The sequence below is a fragment of the Streptohalobacillus salinus genome, assembly GCF_003201605.1.
In the GTDB taxonomy this organism is placed as follows: Bacteria; Bacillota; Bacilli; order Bacillales; family Amphibacillaceae; genus Streptohalobacillus; species Streptohalobacillus salinus.
In genome coordinates, this window is record NZ_QJJR01000017.1 from 1 (window position 1) to 16505 (window position 16505).

Genomic DNA, 16505 nt, shown 5'->3' on the forward strand with positions numbered 1-16505 from the left:
CTTACGTCTAAGAATGCTCTATCAACCATAATTTCAAAAAATAAACGAATTTATATTTGTTAAGCGCATGTATTATCCCCAAAATTGCGTAAGAACCATTTTTATCTTGCCATATACAATGAACGCATAGATTGGTCTAAGTTTAGGATGTTTCGTTAGTATCTCATTCATTATTTTCCGTTTCTTCTCATCTTCTAAATCATTTTACCATAATATTTTTCTAACGTTTTTTCTTTCGTAATAGCTATCAGGCTGTAACGTTTGGCCAGCCTTTTTCTTTCTACGTACACGTGCAACATAACATTTTAAAGCACCATAGGTTCCAGTATAATCTTTTTCTTTTAATTTATGATACATTGCACGAATGGTGAGACCGTCGGTCTCCCACTGTATAACCTCTTGTTGAAAAACATCTAAATGTTTTGAACGTTTTGTGCGCTTGAGAGATGGTGGTTCTGTCATCTCAACGTATTTCTGAATATTGCGGACAAAAAGAGCCACTTAAGCGGAGTTTAGAGCTACTGAATGCATGAAATAGAGCCACCGAGGGCGGAGAGAGAGCCAGTCGGTGGCTCGTGTCATGTTTTAAGCTTACGGTTAAAGGCTTTATTTACTTCTCTTCAATCCGTGTCGTTCACGCATAGAGATTTCGCCATCAATAATGATGTTATATGAATCATGGACAATTCAATCAAGTATGGCATCCGCAACGAGCGCTTCGCCTAACTTGTCATACCATCCTTCAGGCGCTGTTTGTGAACATAAGATGGTGGAAGCTGTCTTTAAGCGCGATTCAATAATCTCAAAAAGGGTTAACGTGTATTCATCTGGCAAAGGGGTTAAGAGCCATTCATCAATAATCAATAGATTAACCCCCTTATACTTTTTGATTAATCGACGAAAGCTACCATCTGCTTCATTCTTCGCAAGAATAAACTCATCTAATAATTCCGGTAAACGGACATATTTTACTTTATAATTTTGGCGACAAGCCTGAATGCCGTATTCAATTTCTTAACTGTTCGTCTGTCTATGTTCACGATGTCGCTAATTTTCTGAAGAGAATAACCTTGTTTTTTCAATTCTTTTCCTGAATTATTCATAGAAAATCAACAATAGGCTACTAACGCCTACCTAATAAGCTTTTTTGTTAAAAGGTAATGCATCTAAAAAGTGAAAAAAGAACCCATTTCTGATAAGGTTAAAGCAACTACGAAATAACCATCAGAAAGGATTCTTATAATGGCTACTTTACCGCAACTAACGCTTGATTTCAATCGTCAAATTAAACTATCAAATGATGGAGGAGAACTTTCGTCCGATACAGGTGAATTCATCTTTAGAGAATTCGATGAAAAAAATCTGTTTTTCAGAAACATTGGCTAAAAATTTAAACCTGAAAGATGACAGACGTTACTATTTTCATTCAAATGAAAACTTGCTTCGCCAAAAGATATATCAAATTATTGCTGGTTATTCTGAAGATGATGCTGCTGATCAACTAACGAAAGACCCTGTATTTACTCAAATCATTGGAACGGATGCGTTAGCATCCCAACCTAGTTTGTCACGCTTTTTAAACGGTTTGATAGCCAATCCATAGAGGAATTAAATCAAGCTAACCAAGAACTTATCGACAAAGCACATCAATTCAGAGAGTCAAAGGCACTCATCTTTGATTTGGATTCTACGCATTCTGATACCTATGGAGATCAAGAATCCGCGGCTTACAATGCCCATTACGGAACAGTCGGTTTCCACCCGTTAGTTGTTTTCGATGGAGTAACTGGTGAAGTTATCAAAGCTAAGCTTCGTCCTGGGAATGTCTATACTTCTAACGGTGTTGTTGATTTTATTCAACCGTTGGTTGAACATTATAATGAAAAATTCCCGGAAACTACACCATTTGTTCGTGGCGATAGTGGTTTTGCCGTCCCAGCTTAGTACGATTTGTGCGAAAAAGAATCTGTTTATTACGTTATTCGTCTCAAAGCAAATGCAAATCTACAAAGAATTGCGAATGAACTCCATCCATCATCAATGACTTCCGATGTAACGAATACGGAATGTTATTATGAAGAAACCATTTATCAAGCGAATTCATGGTCTAAGCCTAGAAAAGTGATTATAAAATCGGTACGTCCTGCAGACGAGTTGTTTTTCACACATTCATTTTTTGTAACGAACTTGATAGATGCTTTCTCTCCAAAAGATATTGTTCTTTCTTACCAGAGAAGCGGTACGATGGAGAACTATATCAAGGAAGCCACGAATGGTTTCTATTTAGATAAAATGAATAGTCATTCCTTCCACGTAAATGAAGGAAAGGTGATGTTGAGTCTACTAGCTTATAACCTAACGAATTGGCTGCGTACGCTTTGTTTTCCGGAAGAACAAAAGACAATGCAAATCGAAACAATACGTACACGGGTTATTAAAGTTGCTAGTAAATTAGTAAAGTCAGGAAGATCGCTTTACTTTAAATTGTCTTCAAGTTTCGTGTACTAAGAATTCTTTTGGAAAGTACTTCAGCGAATTCAGAACCTAAAGCTAGAGTAAACATCTTAATACCTGTTTTTAAAAAGTAAATGTCAGACCAAGGGAGCAGTCTGCCCAAAAACCGACTCTCCTCAATCACTTGCTTGAAAATCACATCGAATTTTCCAATTTACTATGAATTTTTTTGATGGTAAAGAAAAATTCTAGATTTTGATTCCATTTATGACTTAAGTTCGAAGTATGAATAATTCAGGTTAACGTAATAGAATTCTTCCGATTTGATATTGGAATGAGATGGTTCAATTACTGTATTATACCAAAAAATTCCACTTAGTGACATACTGCTGACCAGATGGCTCTTCTTGACCAACTCCTGGTACGCAAACGAAGTGTACACACTTCCTTGATTGGAGTGGATAATCACACTTCGGATTCCCACACATCTCTAGCGCCTCTTTCAAGGTATCGATGACCACCGGCGTCTTTTGATGGTTGTGTATTTTGTACGCGGAAATTTCATTATTGAATAAGTCCATCATCAATCTACCACACAGTGCCAACCTATTTACCAGCACGCTAAAGTACTCATTTACCTTTGAGGTCTCTAGGAAGTTAACGTGGCTTGACATTGAGCCTTTGCGGGTATGGTTCTTGCGCCAAAGAACCAGCGAATGTATGCTGGCTCTGCCGAACGGCCACAGCTCGATATAAAGCCTAGCCCCACTCAAGTAATGGTAAATAGCTGGGCAAACAGTGGTACAATTGTTGGCAATCACTGACCATGAACTTTGTAAGCCTGGTAAATATCATTGGCAGTAGTCAGTCAAAGTGAAGGAACATTTAAGCAAATCGCGAAAAATGTATTATAATTATAAAACTACTAAAGGAGATGAACGTTGTGCATAAAAATCAAGAAAATAAATTGTCGATATTAGAACAAGATTTAAAGTTACACTGCCAATGTGATACAAAGGTGTCAAAGGAAGAGCATAGTATTAATCGTATAATGGCCTTTTTCTGTAGTAATTCTATACAAGGGGATTTAGAAAAAGGGAATCTTCCGATAGTTAATAAACTATATGAAGTATTCGAGTGGGATAAATTCAGTTATTTTGATATCATGTATTCATTTTGGAATATGTATTCTTATGGATTACATCAGATTGATGGCGAATATTATTATATAACAGAGGCTGAAAATATCAAGCATGCTTATAAAAGATCTAAAAAAATACATATCCCCTCTTTTCCTAAAAGATATCTAAATACTAATTCTAGGGATTACGTGAAAGAAAAGCAAAGTAGTAAATGCTTAGAAGAAAAATATAAAAACATTAAAGATTTGGCTGTAAAATGCCACTCAATTTCTAATTTTTATCCTGTCCCAGATAATAAATTTAATAGGGTCAAGGGGATGTGTGGTGTAGGTGATTTTCTTCCGGTTATGATTGATAAAATACAAAAACATATAGATGATGAAACGAGTTTGATACAAAAAGATATTTGTATCGATTTAGATACATTAAAAATTTGGCATGAGTTCTTTAAAGAAAAAAGACAGGAGCTTTTTCTCGATAATGAATATACAGTAAATGGCGATACTCTTAAAGGGAATTTACTTTTTAGAAAACAATCAGAAGGTCGTCCGCTTCCGTTAAAAGAGACAGAATACATTGAGTGTCTTAATAACATACTTGATCGGATACATAAGAGGGCGGCTCTTATGGAGAAATTTTGGGATAAGAAAGAAGGGAGTAATAATTAATATATAGAAAGACGAGTTTCAAATGATCCCCACCTTAATAATAGATGTGGATCATTTGAGTTATATGGATAAATCAATAACAATATGATTATGATGATAACGCTATCCCTTTAATGCATTAAGCTAATTTTGAGAAAACCACAAAAATTTGAATGAATATAGTTATTACGTTAAATCATCAGATTCAGAATAATTAAGATAATCATATGCACAAAGAAGCATTCGATAATTTGTTTTAGTTTTATCTTTATATATTTTTAAATATTTTTTCAATGCTTCTAAATCAATGTGTTTGTTCATGGCTGAGTAAAAGATTACTTTTTCCTTGTTCGTGTTTGCAATATTTTCGTCTTCCATAATAGAGTCTATGGATTCTTTTATAATCTTACATTTAGATGATAAGCCTGACAAAATCCCGTTTAGTTTTTCGCTTTGCTGTTTTTTTAGTTTGAAAGCAGATTCGAGTGAAGCGTTCAGTCTGCAAAAACCGTATATAGGGAAGTATTGTTGAGGTTGTATCTTAAATTTATCGATAATATTTAATAATTGTATATTTTCTTCTTCAATAATATTGAAGTAATTTTCAATTACTTCTGAACTTGTTTGATATACGTAATGAATAGTATTATTTGATCCAATAACAAGCACCTTATCTTCATTGGAGAGTTTATTTAAATCTTCAGTAATGCTGACTTTAATATTCCCACCTGAATATATTTCTTTAACAATATTTTGTACTTTTCGGATATCCATAGCTGAAACTGGTAGTTGTAATGAAGATAAACTTTCATAAATAGCCTCATAATTATCTGTTTTTATTTTGTTGATTCTTACCGTTTGATTTTCTTGAAGTACAATATCATGCTCAACAACTTCTTGATTTTCATTGCCTTCATCATACTCTACCAACAAAAAATTCGATCTTATTTGTTCAGCTGTTTTAGAGTTAGGGTCAACGTAAGTATATATAGTTTGTAGTATATCCTTTATATTTTTGTCGCCCATACTGTATCCTAAAAAAATAATTGGGTTATGAATAAATAGCGACAATAATTGGGCCCTTATCAATTCATATTTTTTATCAAAATGCAGATAATCCTCTTTAGAAATAATTATTCTTTCTGAATCATTAATGCATCCGTGAATTTTATAGACAGATCCATAGGGATTACTTAATAAAATATCATTACCAATTAAAGGGTTGAAATCAAAAATATCTTCAATCATACAATCATAATTAGTAGTAATAACCGAACCAATATTTTTTCGTATTTTCTTTAATTTATTTATTTCCTCTTCCATCTCATTCTTATATTTTAACTCGCTGAAAATTTCTGATAAATAAATTTTAAATTTATTTAATTTCACACCACTCTTCATGTGTTTATAAAATATATCGTTAACTCTATTAAATTTTCCATCTCTGTGTTTATTTGCATATTCAATAAATAAATCTTGTATATTTCCTGCTATGCTGGCATAATCGAAGTCATTATTTACACTGTATTTCGCTTTTATATCATAGTATCGCTCTTCTTCGTTTGTTATTTCTAAGACAATTTTATATAAAAGTTGATCCCAAGTATAAGAATTTTGTAAATAACGTAAACTCATTCCGGTACCAACAAATAAAACAGGGTGATTTTTAAATTTTGAAATAAAACTATTAACATTCATGGTATTACTCCTCTCGAAACTATAGTAGGATTTTAATTAATCGGTGTAAATTAATTAGATAGTTGTAAATCCTCAATCAATAATTTCAACAATTCAACCTTTACATCATCAGCTACATTTATTGTCCCATCATCAGTGTGTGACACGCGTTCATCATCTTTGATTGCCCAATAATAGTTGTTGTACCCTATTTTGTCAGCAATCATAAACAATAGTGATTTAATATGATTTTGATGTTCAGTATCCATTGAATCATTTAATGTTTCCATCAATAAACGTACCGCTTCTTAAACGCCGAATCGTTCCTTGAGAAATGCCGGTTTCTCGACGCAAGGTACCATCGGTAATATCTGAATTTAACAACGCCATAATATTGCTTTTAATATCTTCCATCTTCATGCCTCCAACAGTTTAATTGATACTTATTGTAGGTTGCGAGCTGATATATGTTTTAAATAGCTATCTCTATTTTAAAGCTTTTTTCTCTATAAGTTGATTTCGACATTTAGCGCTTTTTCTGAGTCATCGAACTTATTTAGTGTTCTGTTTCTATCGGTTTTAGTAATGAAGTCATCGACGACCAGTTGTTTTCAAATAGCGTTTTATTCTCCAACCATTCCATCACCATCACGGTCAATCATATATTTATATAACCAATGATCATCAGTAATCGGCATTGAATAGCCCGCTGCTTCAGCTTCTGAGATTGTTACTGTTCCATTTCCATTTGTATCTACTGATGAGACATCACCGTCTTCCGGTTCGGGTTCAGGATCCGGCTCTGGTTTAGGTTCAGGCTCTGGTGTTGGCTTCGGTTCGGGTTTAGGATCTGGCTCTGGTTTCTGTGCTACCGCATCTTCTGTATTAGGTTCATTTAACGCGACACTTGATCCATCTGCATAATTAATTTCAATACCTGGTTGAATATTAGGTACATAAATGTTAAACATAAGTCCTTCACCGTTATCTTCAATAGAGAATCCCTCCATATAAGCGCCGGAAGCAACCAAGTTATTCCCCTCAAAGATAGGTGTGACACGATATCTGACATGATTTTCTGTGATTTCTACATAATTAGCGACATAGTTTTCATACTCTAACATGCGCATATTAAACCAGCGGGTACCCGTCATTAAGTTTGCGTAATCATCATTTCCAGTCATTTGATGACCGATGAGATGCGAGCGATTATATAACCATCCGCCTGCGCCAATTCCTTCATAACGTTCTTGATTCCAACCGGTAGGCTCATGGTGTCCGATATCTCCGCGTTCTTCTGCAGGCATAATTTCAACGCCTACAATAGCATTGGCGGCGGTCACGCGTCCGAGTGAATCTAGAGCGCCATTCCGGTGGTAAACGTCTGTACTTGATATATCCGCATTACTAAAAAGAGGAATATTATCGTTTATGACGACAGATTCTTGACCCGATGGGACACTGACAGGTTCCGTTGGTACTTGAGTTTCATTTGATTTATTTGGGTTAGCTTCTGCTGCTTCTTTCTCTTTTCGTTCTTGCTCTTCCTGTTCTTGGCGTTCTTTTTCCTCTTGTTCTTCCTTCTGCTCTTGAACTGCTTCTTCTTGTTCTTTACGTTCCTGTTCTTCTCTCTCTTCTTGTTCTTGAATGTCTTCTTCAGATAGTTCAACTTGATCAGGCGCATCTTTTTCACTTGTAGATTCAGAAAAACCTTCACTATTTATTATCGTGCCGAACATAATTAGACCACATACACTAATTATTGAAGCGTAAATAGCGTATTTTTTAGATGTTTTCTTAGGCTTTTTCTTTGTAAAATACCAGAATGCAAAAAGTGATATGGGAAGGCTGAATGGCCAAGCAAATATCGATATAAATAATGCTAGAAGTACACCTATTATAATTATTGCTTTTTTAACTTTTGTCATTTGGTTATATCTCTCCGTTTCTTTTAATAGTCTAATCGTTACTTATTGTAGATTATAATCTAATATTGCCGAATACTTCTTTTTATAAAGCACATCTATTTTTTGTTTGTATATTTGAGCTTGCTTGTCTGTTTTGTAAGCATGTATCACTCCCTCGATATTCAAAACTATTGCTAGTGTTAAGAGTGAGACAATAAATAATTGATTGCTGGTTGATAAGACAAAAATACTTATCGATATGGCAAGATAAAAGAAAGCTTGTCCTAAACGTATCACCCGCTGCCATTGCTTTGATTTGTGTGAGAAATAAAAGTAATCCTCCATTACTGACATAGCATCAACCTGTTTATTTTTAAATGTTGTTTTTGCTTGGAAATATAGACGATTTAATTCAGCAAGTGCTCGTGTATCGGTATTTTTTAATGGTTGAGCTCTTTCATGATGTGCTTGTGTCTCATTATGTATCGTTTGTTCTGTAGTATATTTAAGTTGGAAATTTGATGCATGGAAAAGGCGTATAAAGAACAGGTTGACTGTGGCCATCCCCCATATAGCTCGTGTTGGCGTGAGTGTTATTGTTGCGGTGTTATCAATGATTATTATGATGAGTGTGCTTAAAAAGATGGCAAGAAGGACTTGTCCGCTCTTTGATGAATAAGTTACGTTGACATTACCTTTATTATACATGTTTTCATCCCTTACTTAAATTGGATTTCGAAATATTTCTCTCTTTTTTTTACTAATTCTGCAATAACATCAGATATAGAGCCGTTTCTTTCTTTTGCCATCGCTTTTAACTCGGATTTAATCTCTTGGTGTAGCAATAAAGCCGTGTATTGTTCATTAGAGATGAAAGCAATGAAGCCATCGTTCATTTGTACATCCCCGTCAATACAATGTTTTTGTAAATAAGTGATGAATTCATACGATTGATTCGTTTCTAATGTACGCTCTTTAACGCTTACCAAGATGCTCCCGTTATCCGATTGAATATCTAAGTTGAGATAGCCTACTTCCGACATGAGCCAATCAATCACATCATAAACACGGTCGTTTAATGATAAGGGGTGATGGAATTGAAAGCGGACATCCCCTTTTTTTTGAATATATGTTTTCTTTACCAATGGTTGAAGCGGTTTATAATGCAGGGCTGTGGCTTCATGAAAGGATAAGATATGTTGGTCCTTTGTTTGGAACAGCGTTTCTTGATTATCTATATCCATCACACGGATCAATTGATTCGTCCCTGTCTGAATAAACGGTTGATACATATAGATTTGCTGTTTAAGGTTGTAATACGATGATGGCATTGACTGCGTTGTTCCTTTTGATTCAATGTAGCGATTGGCACTCTCTTTATCAATGATATAACGGCCATGAGCTTTAAACGGTTCTTTCGTTGCCATGAGTTCCCCGTTTTTGATTAAGCGGTGCACTTTTGTTGTTGATATCTGTAAACGTTCTTCCATCTGAGGCTCTTTTTTACGATGCAGATTGCGAATTAGTCTTGAGTATTCGATTCGAACACTACAATAAATTGATTTACTTAAAAAATTTAAAAAAGAAGGGAATCAACTGAAAAACTGTCATGTGGATGATGCCAACGGCCTCTCAGACGAAGCGAATGAAGAAGATGCCTATGGTCCTTACAGGTTATTTCAAATTACGGGATGATTGATACGTATATTCATAAGCTAATACATACAGAGGGAGTGGGGTAATGTATGGCATCATCTCACCATATCCAGGCATTAGTGAATGATAACCGTTCACTCACTGATGTAATGACTAACGTGCCCTATGATGACCTGGTTAGGAAACGTCAAGAAGCGGATGAACAGGGGCAAAAGGACTTTCATTATTTTAATGATTAAGAGATATTAGCGTATTACTTACATCATAGACTCAGTGTCAATCAGAGTTGTTCATGTTTATTGAGCATATCATGATGTAACTGCTAAAATAAAGTTAACAACTTTCGCTTGATAAAAATGAATACTTTTCAGTAAAAGAAATGATGATAATTCAAGGGACAAATTTTAAGCAAAAGTGAATCAGACCGTTTGAGAAAACAGAAACTAATTGAAGGTAGATATCCAAATGTTTATGTATCCTCACAGATAGCCGCTTTAACCGGAGATAAATCTTCTTATATAAAAAATAGAGCATTTGATAAAAAACATTATAAAAAAATGATTCTTTCATTTATTAAAGAATATTCTTCAGCAAGTAGAGCCGAGTTAGATGCGTTATTACTAGACAAGTTGTCTGATGCACTTAATCAACAACAGAAGAAGAAAAAGATAACAAATTTATTATATGAGATGCACAAAAAAGATAAGACTATAAAGAATGTGGGTTCAAATAAAAAATCAAAATGGATTTCAATATCTAAAGATGACTAAATACTTTTTTAGAAATAATTAAGAAATAAAAAACCCGCGTAATCACCAGTTTTATTTCTTGTACATCTGTATTAACAGTGAGTTAAGTACTTTTGTGCTATGAAATTTATGTCTTAAATGGCATTTTTAAAAATCATTTAAGACATAATAAGAAATAAAATGTTACCCAATCAAGTGCACATGTTGATTAAACGATATTAGACTAGACATTACGTTGTTTAGGTTTACACAGAATATGCTTAAAGGAAGTATGACATATGAGCGAAATAAAAATTTAGACAAAGAGGCAATAAAAATGAGAATTCTATCCTTATTAAAAGAACGTCCATTAAAAAATCAAGAAGTAAGGCAAATGACAAGGCTAGATCGGCAACAAGTCAATTCCCTTAGAAGGTGTTAAGGTCGTTTGACACGAAAGAGGAGCTAAATATGTTCTTGGAGACTAGTTTTACAATATAGATGCATTTACTAAACAATTCGTATACATTTATTACTTTTAACAGGTTGTTAAATGTATACGAATTGTTATTTTATACATTTATTCATACATTTATTCATACATTTTGATACCTTGTAAAGTAGCCATGCTAAAGTAAAAAATGAATGATTTGATTAACTATATAAAAACTCTAAAAGAACTATGCATTAATAAGTATTAAGACAGTGTAACTGCTAAAATAAAGTATACAGATTTCTCCTGATAAAAATGGACACTTTTCAGTGAAAGAAATGATGATAATTCAATCGTAAAAAAAGCGCTCTTTCTTCTTTTAAGAAGGAGCGCTTTAAGTTTTTTACTGGGCATCAATAGTGACTTGACCTACATCAACAGAAGCGTTTAACCTCGGTCCATCTGTGCCTACTTGTGTTTGCCACTGCTGTGTTGTGTCTACATCTGCTGCTGGCAATCCTTCAGCTTGTACCTCGCCTAAATCCGTTTCAAGGTCAACCTGATAGGATTCCGGCATCTCGAACAAGGTCATGTCAATCGAACCAAGGTTCACTTCGGCATCTACGTCCGCTTCAAACTGAAGTAAGCTAAGCTCAATCTCCCCAACACTGGCCCTTGCATGCCAAGCACCCGTTCCTCCTGTGACTTTGATTTTACCAACATCAACGTTAAGCGAAGCAGTCTCGGTTTCCACTGCGGCAAGGTCTAGTTTACCTACATGCGTCCGCGCAGAAAGTGTCTGTGCCCTTACGTCGTTGATCGTAATCTCCCCGACGTCTAACCGAATATCAATCGCATCATAGAGATTATCTGGCAATGCAAGTGTGATCAGTGGTGTCTGTTTACTGATCAAGCTAAATTTCGGCCACCCAAATACACTCGTTTGATTTAACCGGATCGTTAATGCATGATCATCATCTAACGTGACGCGTAAATCAGATGCATCATCTTCACCGATGAAAATGTGGATATCTTCATCAGCACTTGCCTCAAGCACAACTGACCCAGCATTTGCATCAAGCGCAATTGCAGAAACAGGCGATGAAATTGTTTCACTTTCGATGACCATGGCATCATCCTTAAAAACTGTCAAAGGCTCACCAAAGATGAATAAGCTAAGTGTTCCTAGCACAATCAATACCATACCTAAACGAATTATTGTTCGCATTGTTTCACCCCTTCACCCAGTTGCTTAATAGCTCGATATATTTTCTAGTCATGCTTGCGACCCCTTTTGTAAGAAGGTACCAAAGTGCTGAGGCAATCAGTGCGATGCCAAAGCCAATCGCTAACCAAGACCCCTCTGTTACAAGCGCAACAGGCGCACGGAAAAAGAGAGAGGCGAGCCAAATCACTGGACTCATTAACCCGGTGGCGATCAGTGCCCAGCCACCAATCAGGAGTCCATAAAAACCAATGACTGGACCGATGATAAAGATTACGTTAACGAGAACCACAACCAGTAAACGGCCAAGGTTGACACGCTGTTGCTGGCCAGTACCGAAATCAACATCAGGCTCACGTTCAAATGGTTCAGCGCTTGTCGGCCCATCAGATGGGGTGACATAGTTCGCTGCGATTCTTTCAGGTGGGCCAAGTTCTAAAATCAAGGTTTGTTCATTCTTCCCATCAATCGCCCCAATCTTAAATTGGTCCTCGATGTCGGCTAAAATGAGGCGCTGCTCACGTGTTGGTAAAGACCGAAGATGATAAGTGAGTTCTTGCAGATAGCTTTTCTTATCCATGTCGCCGTCTCCTTTATGGTTTGATTAAATGATGTTCATGGGCGTAAATGGCTGCTTGGGTCCGGTCATTGACCATGAGTTTACTGAGGATGTTACTGACATGGACCTTCGTTGTTTTTAATGCAATCACCAAGGTATCAGCAATCTCTTGATTGGTTTTGCCTGCTGCAATCAACAGTAACACTTCCTTCTCACGGGCAGTGAGATGCTCATGTAAGGGAGCGTCTTGGCTCCGCATCCGGGCAAGTACCTTGCTTGTGACTTCTGCTTCAAAGAAAGATTCACCTTGATAGGTGCGCCGAATAGCTGTGGCCATTTCACTGGCCTTGGTGGTTTTTAGCACGTAGCTCGTTGCCCCGGCTTCTAGGGCAGGGTAAACTTTATCATCGTCGACAAAACTGGTCATCATCAGCACCTTCGCCTCACGCCAGGCACTAATGATTTGCCTTGTTGCTTCAATGCCGTCCATGTCATCCATCACGATATCCATTAAAATTAAATCGGGTCTTAAAGCTAAGGCCTGTTTGACGCCTTCTTGGCCACTTCCCGCTTCACCAATCACGTCAATATCGGGCTGGGTAGCGAGGTAAGTCCGGACACCGAGCCGGACCATTTCATGATCGTCAACCAATAATACCTTTATCATTGTTCTTCACCTACTCCTTAATGATTGGGACTAAACAATCGAGTTTTGTTCCGGCACCAGGCACACTGACAATCCGTAAACTGCCACCAATTTCTGATGCCCGTTCATTCATGTTACTCAAACCGTACGAACTAAATGGTTGATCGGTCATTTCAAAGCCAATGCCATCGTCGACGACCGTTAAGATGACTTTGTCCTGGCGATTAATCAATGTAATATCAAGTGTCGTTGCTTTAGCGTGACGTAATGTATTCGAGACCGCCTCTTGCAAGATCCGGAACAAATGATCTTCAATTCCTCGGGGCACTTGAACCGCTTCAATGCGCCACTGCACGGTGACGGGTACTTTCTCCACCAGGTCTTTTAGTAACGCTTCGATGCCTTCTTTTAAGCTATGGTCATTAAGTGCAACCGGTCGTAAATGGAGCAATAAGGCGCGCATTTCAAGCTGAGCTTGTTGGATCATTTGTTCAACTTGTTGAATCGGCTTTTCGATGGTGCTGCCGTGTGTATCTGGCATTTCATTGATTGCTGAGACAAGCATGGAAGCAGCGAATAGTTCTTGACTGACCGAGTCATGTAAATCACGGGCGAGCCGGTTACGTTCCGCGGTGATGCGTTTCTCAATCGCTGCTTCTTGGTCTTCAACCCGTTGACTAATTAAATCCTGGGACCGTTTCGTCTGTTCTTGGAGCTGTTGATGAATCGTCGTTAATGAAACCATCACCTGCTTGAGTGTTGGTGTAACTTGACTGATCCGACTAAAGCGCGGGGCCCGTCCGCTTTCTAGGTCAGTTAAGGCATGAGCAAGGTCTTGCCACTGGGCCTGTTGACGAAAAGCACGCAGTAACCCTTTGATTAGACCGAACCCAGTCGTTATCAGCACAATCAGTACCGGAAACGGTAAAGGACCGATGACACGCACGCTCAGCATCTGCCAGCTCGTGACAGGGAAATGGAGCCACACCAACCCCATGAATAGGGCAGCAAATAATAATGAACCAGCAATCGCTTTAGCGACAGTCCGAATAAGATAGAGGATCATCCGCGTCTCACCTCAATCTCACCGAACCATAATGTCGTATGTAACTTCACCCGGCGTGCTGCGGTGTGATAGTCGGCGGTTATAATATGCAGGGTTCGATTGGTCATTCGGGCATCTTGATAACCGAGAAGATTGATTGAACCCGCGAGGACAGAGTGGTGGAGACTGATTTCAACGTCATAAGGAACGATAATGATCACTTTTCCGAACCATTGATTGACCGTTACAACTGGCTCGCCTTTAGGGAGAATGGTTGCTGTAAGGTCGATAATTGTTTCACCGATGCCCGCTTGAATGTTGATGTCTTGAAAGGGATAACCGTCTTTAGGTGTCGTTTGTTTGCCGAACCATTGGTTGACGAGTAAAACCGGTTCGTGTTTCAACTCAGCATCAGCTAAAAACTGGGGTTGATGATAGCTCGGTTGTTGATGTTGCTTGTAAAGTCGAATGAGCCAGATACCTAAAATCAGAAACAATCCAAACTTAAACAGCGTGGTATCTAACAAAGTCACCCCGACCAAGACGAGACCAATCCAAAAAACCACTTTTCCTTCCGGCCGATAGCTATGTTTCCAGGCGATATACGTAATAACACTCGCAATGATCAGCCAAATAAACGTGCTTGTTTGAAGAAAGATTAATTCAAATAAGAAAAATAAGAGCAAAGCAAGGATCAGGTAGGGTAGCACGTGGTCTTTATCATGTTTAAACATAACGGTCTCCTTTTCATCAACAATAAGTAGCAAGAGGCGCCAGGATCTGGCACCTTACTACTTATAAGAATAACCGAACTTAATGAGAAATTGAATCGTTTTTTTCCAATTCAGCAAAGCGAGCATCTAATGTGTGCAAGCGGTGGTCATGATAAACCTTATGTTCCAACCGTTCGATATAAGCTTCCACATCATTAAAGGTGACTTGACTGCGCTCGAGTTGTTCGGGATTTAAGACTTGGTTAATCCCGCGATGGACCCGGGCTAAGTTCTCACGTCCCCGTAAGTCCAAGCGTTTAACATATAGATTCTTCAGCTGATGTTGCATCGTTTCATATTTTAATTCGATGTCAGCAATTTGTGTTGTCGTTTTTTCATACATCTCTTTAAGCTGAGTAGCCCGCGCTTGGTAAGTTTCTACATCGGCTTGCGCTTCTTCTTTTAAGTCGGCGCGGTCATGTGCTTCGGCTAGGGCAACTTGTTGGCTACGTTTATCGGCCATTTGCGAAGCTTTTTGCCACTCCTTTTTATACTCGCGTTGAATCTGGTATTGCTTTTCAATTAAGCCTTTCAGCTTTTTCACTTCATCCTCACATTTTCTAATGTACTGATTGAGGTGAGTCATTGGATGTTGTTCCTCTTTTTGATCGATGAGCTGATTAATATCAGCGACGAATGTGTCTTTTAAACGCGTAAAGATGTTAGTCATTGTCATTGCTCCTTTTTCATTTTTTAGTTTTCTGTTACCCAATCATAGCGCTCTGTGTCAGGGGCAGGTTTTTGCCAAGCTTTAACCACATAATACAACACGACGGCTGCAACAAGTCCGACAAGGGCAGGACTGTTAGATAAAGAGAGGGATAAACCAATCAGGGCAACCACCGCAAAACCTATCTTCGCTAACAGCGTATCAGCCAAGATAAAATGTCGTATCCCGTAGTAGAGTAAACCTAAGGTAAGGACAAAGGCAATTAAAGGCACGAGCATTGATAAGACAATGGCGCCGGTTATCACCACAAAAATAATAAAGATAAATGTACGCATCATGTACGTCCTCCTTTCTATAGCTTAAGTGTAGCCCAACACTAGCTTTCCGTTAACGGGCTGGAGCGGTATCTTCTCCTAAGCCCAGAGGCGTATTTTTTATAGACGCAGTTAAAAACAACAGTGCAACGGAAAAAAAACAAGCCCTAAAGTGTTGCTTTAACAAGTTATTACGCTTTTTGGTCTATGTTTTAATTTGGATAGGCAACACTAAACTAGACAGGTTCGTTATGTTATAGAAAATGAGCAGGCAAGAATTACATAACCAGTAGATAATGGAATTAATGTTAGAGCGTTTTTGACAAAGTGGCTAATACACTTATTATTAATGAAGAAGGCAAAGGAGAACTTATGTTAGAGTTAGATGAAATTTCTAAAGAATCCTTAGCAGAAGATACTATTGTCGAACCGCATGGTGGTATGTCAACACAAAAAAGTTGTACGGTTTTTTGCTGACATACCACGTAAGAGAGGTGACGAGTAGTGGTGCTGAAAATCAGTTAAGCCATCAGATGCAGACAGAGATCGTAAACGTTGATGCAAGATATCCTAACCGATAGAAAGCAATAGGTTAACCACAACAGCTATCATCAAAGTTATGTTTGTAT

17 protein-coding genes and 2 pseudogenes are annotated in these 16505 nt (G+C 37.5%); 4 read left to right on the forward strand and 15 right to left on the reverse strand.

Annotated elements, in window-relative coordinates; translation table 11 throughout:
• Nucleotides 1-204 precede the first annotated feature (204 nt).
• Together DES38_RS10810 and DES38_RS10815 are read right to left on the reverse strand one after the other, a co-directional pair.
• On the reverse strand, nucleotides 205-462 hold the full coding sequence (locus DES38_RS10810; protein ID WP_110252126.1) for a hypothetical protein: 258 nt from the start codon (nucleotides 460-462) through the stop codon (nucleotides 205-207).
• Nucleotides 463-606: 144 nt separating this feature from the next.
• Nucleotides 607-1005, reverse strand: a pseudogene (locus DES38_RS10815) (ATP-binding protein); the annotation flags it as partial.
• A gap of 237 nt (nucleotides 1006-1242) precedes the next feature.
• Between DES38_RS10815 and DES38_RS10820 the strand changes: the two are divergent.
• A pseudogene (locus DES38_RS10820) lies at nucleotides 1243-2508 on the forward strand (IS1380 family transposase).
• Between the two features lie 889 nt (nucleotides 2509-3397).
• Nucleotides 3398-4264 carry a hypothetical protein gene (locus DES38_RS10830; protein WP_110252128.1) on the forward strand — a complete coding sequence of 289 codons (867 nt, stop codon included), beginning with the start codon at nucleotides 3398-3400 and terminating at the stop codon, nucleotides 4262-4264.
• 165 nt (nucleotides 4265-4429) lie between these two features.
• Here the strand turns inward: DES38_RS10830 and DES38_RS10835 are convergent, their stop codons facing one another.
• From DES38_RS10835 to DES38_RS10855, 6 genes are all read right to left on the reverse strand, one after another.
• Complete coding sequence (locus tag DES38_RS10835) at nucleotides 4430-5941, reverse strand: SIR2 family NAD-dependent protein deacylase (RefSeq protein WP_110252129.1); 1512 nt, start codon at nucleotides 5939-5941, stop codon at nucleotides 4430-4432.
• Nucleotides 5942-5991: 50 nt separating this feature from the next.
• Nucleotides 5992-6210, reverse strand: coding sequence for a hypothetical protein (locus DES38_RS10840; RefSeq protein WP_110252130.1), 219 nt, complete (start codon nucleotides 6208-6210; stop codon nucleotides 5992-5994).
• Nucleotides 6194-6334, reverse strand: coding sequence for a hypothetical protein (locus DES38_RS12030; protein WP_170114393.1), 141 nt, complete (start codon nucleotides 6332-6334; stop codon nucleotides 6194-6196). The genes DES38_RS10840 and DES38_RS12030 overlap by 17 nt, the downstream gene beginning before the upstream one ends.
• A gap of 209 nt (nucleotides 6335-6543) precedes the next feature.
• On the reverse strand, nucleotides 6544-7659 hold the full coding sequence (locus DES38_RS10845) for a DNA/RNA non-specific endonuclease (RefSeq protein ID WP_170114394.1): 1116 nt from the start codon (nucleotides 7657-7659) through the stop codon (nucleotides 6544-6546).
• 231 nt (nucleotides 7660-7890) lie between these two features.
• Nucleotides 7891-8535: a hypothetical protein gene (locus DES38_RS10850; protein WP_110252132.1), complete on the reverse strand. Its 645-nt coding sequence runs from the start codon at nucleotides 8533-8535 to the stop codon at nucleotides 7891-7893.
• 11 nt (nucleotides 8536-8546) lie between these two features.
• Nucleotides 8547-9317 carry a MerR family transcriptional regulator gene (locus DES38_RS10855; RefSeq protein WP_110252133.1) on the reverse strand — a complete coding sequence of 257 codons (771 nt, stop codon included), beginning with the start codon at nucleotides 9315-9317 and terminating at the stop codon, nucleotides 8547-8549.
• Nucleotides 9318-9572: 255 nt separating this feature from the next.
• Between DES38_RS10855 and DES38_RS12035 the strand changes: the two genes are divergently transcribed.
• Nucleotides 9573-9722: a hypothetical protein gene (locus tag DES38_RS12035; RefSeq protein ID WP_170114395.1), complete on the forward strand. Its 150-nt coding sequence runs from the start codon at nucleotides 9573-9575 to the stop codon at nucleotides 9720-9722.
• Nucleotides 9723-9911: 189 nt separating this feature from the next.
• Entirely contained in the window at nucleotides 9912-10253 is a 342-nt protein-coding gene (locus DES38_RS10860) for a hypothetical protein (RefSeq protein WP_110252134.1), read from the forward strand.
• A gap of 794 nt (nucleotides 10254-11047) precedes the next feature.
• Here DES38_RS10860 and DES38_RS10865 read toward each other — a convergent pair.
• The 7 genes from DES38_RS10865 to DES38_RS10895 all read right to left on the reverse strand — a co-directional run bounded on the left by DES38_RS10865 (nucleotide 11048) and on the right by DES38_RS10895 (nucleotide 15900).
• Complete coding sequence (locus tag DES38_RS10865; RefSeq protein WP_110252135.1) at nucleotides 11048-11872, reverse strand: DUF4097 family beta strand repeat-containing protein; 825 nt, start codon at nucleotides 11870-11872, stop codon at nucleotides 11048-11050.
• A 4-nt stretch (nucleotides 11873-11876) separates the two neighbouring features.
• Nucleotides 11877-12449, reverse strand: a complete 573-nt coding sequence (locus DES38_RS10870) for an HAAS signaling domain-containing protein (RefSeq protein WP_110252136.1) — start codon at nucleotides 12447-12449, stop codon at nucleotides 11877-11879.
• Nucleotides 12450-12462: 13 nt separating this feature from the next.
• Complete coding sequence (locus DES38_RS10875) at nucleotides 12463-13095, reverse strand: response regulator (protein WP_110252137.1); 633 nt, start codon at nucleotides 13093-13095, stop codon at nucleotides 12463-12465.
• A gap of 10 nt (nucleotides 13096-13105) precedes the next feature.
• A complete protein-coding gene (locus tag DES38_RS10880; protein WP_110252138.1) occupies nucleotides 13106-14140 on the reverse strand; it encodes a sensor histidine kinase in 1035 nt (344 codons plus the stop codon).
• Nucleotides 14137-14853, reverse strand: coding sequence for a cell wall-active antibiotics response protein LiaF (gene liaF / locus DES38_RS10885; RefSeq protein WP_110252139.1), 717 nt, complete (start codon nucleotides 14851-14853; stop codon nucleotides 14137-14139). Before liaF ends, DES38_RS10880 begins: the two co-directional genes overlap by 4 nt.
• Nucleotides 14854-14932: 79 nt before the next feature.
• Nucleotides 14933-15562 carry a PspA/IM30 family protein gene (locus DES38_RS10890; RefSeq protein WP_110252140.1) on the reverse strand — a complete coding sequence of 210 codons (630 nt, stop codon included), beginning with the start codon at nucleotides 15560-15562 and terminating at the stop codon, nucleotides 14933-14935.
• Nucleotides 15563-15585: 23 nt separating this feature from the next.
• On the reverse strand, nucleotides 15586-15900 hold the full coding sequence (locus DES38_RS10895; protein WP_110252141.1) for a lmo0954 family membrane protein: 315 nt from the start codon (nucleotides 15898-15900) through the stop codon (nucleotides 15586-15588).
• Between the last annotated feature and the right edge of the window lie 605 nt (nucleotides 15901-16505).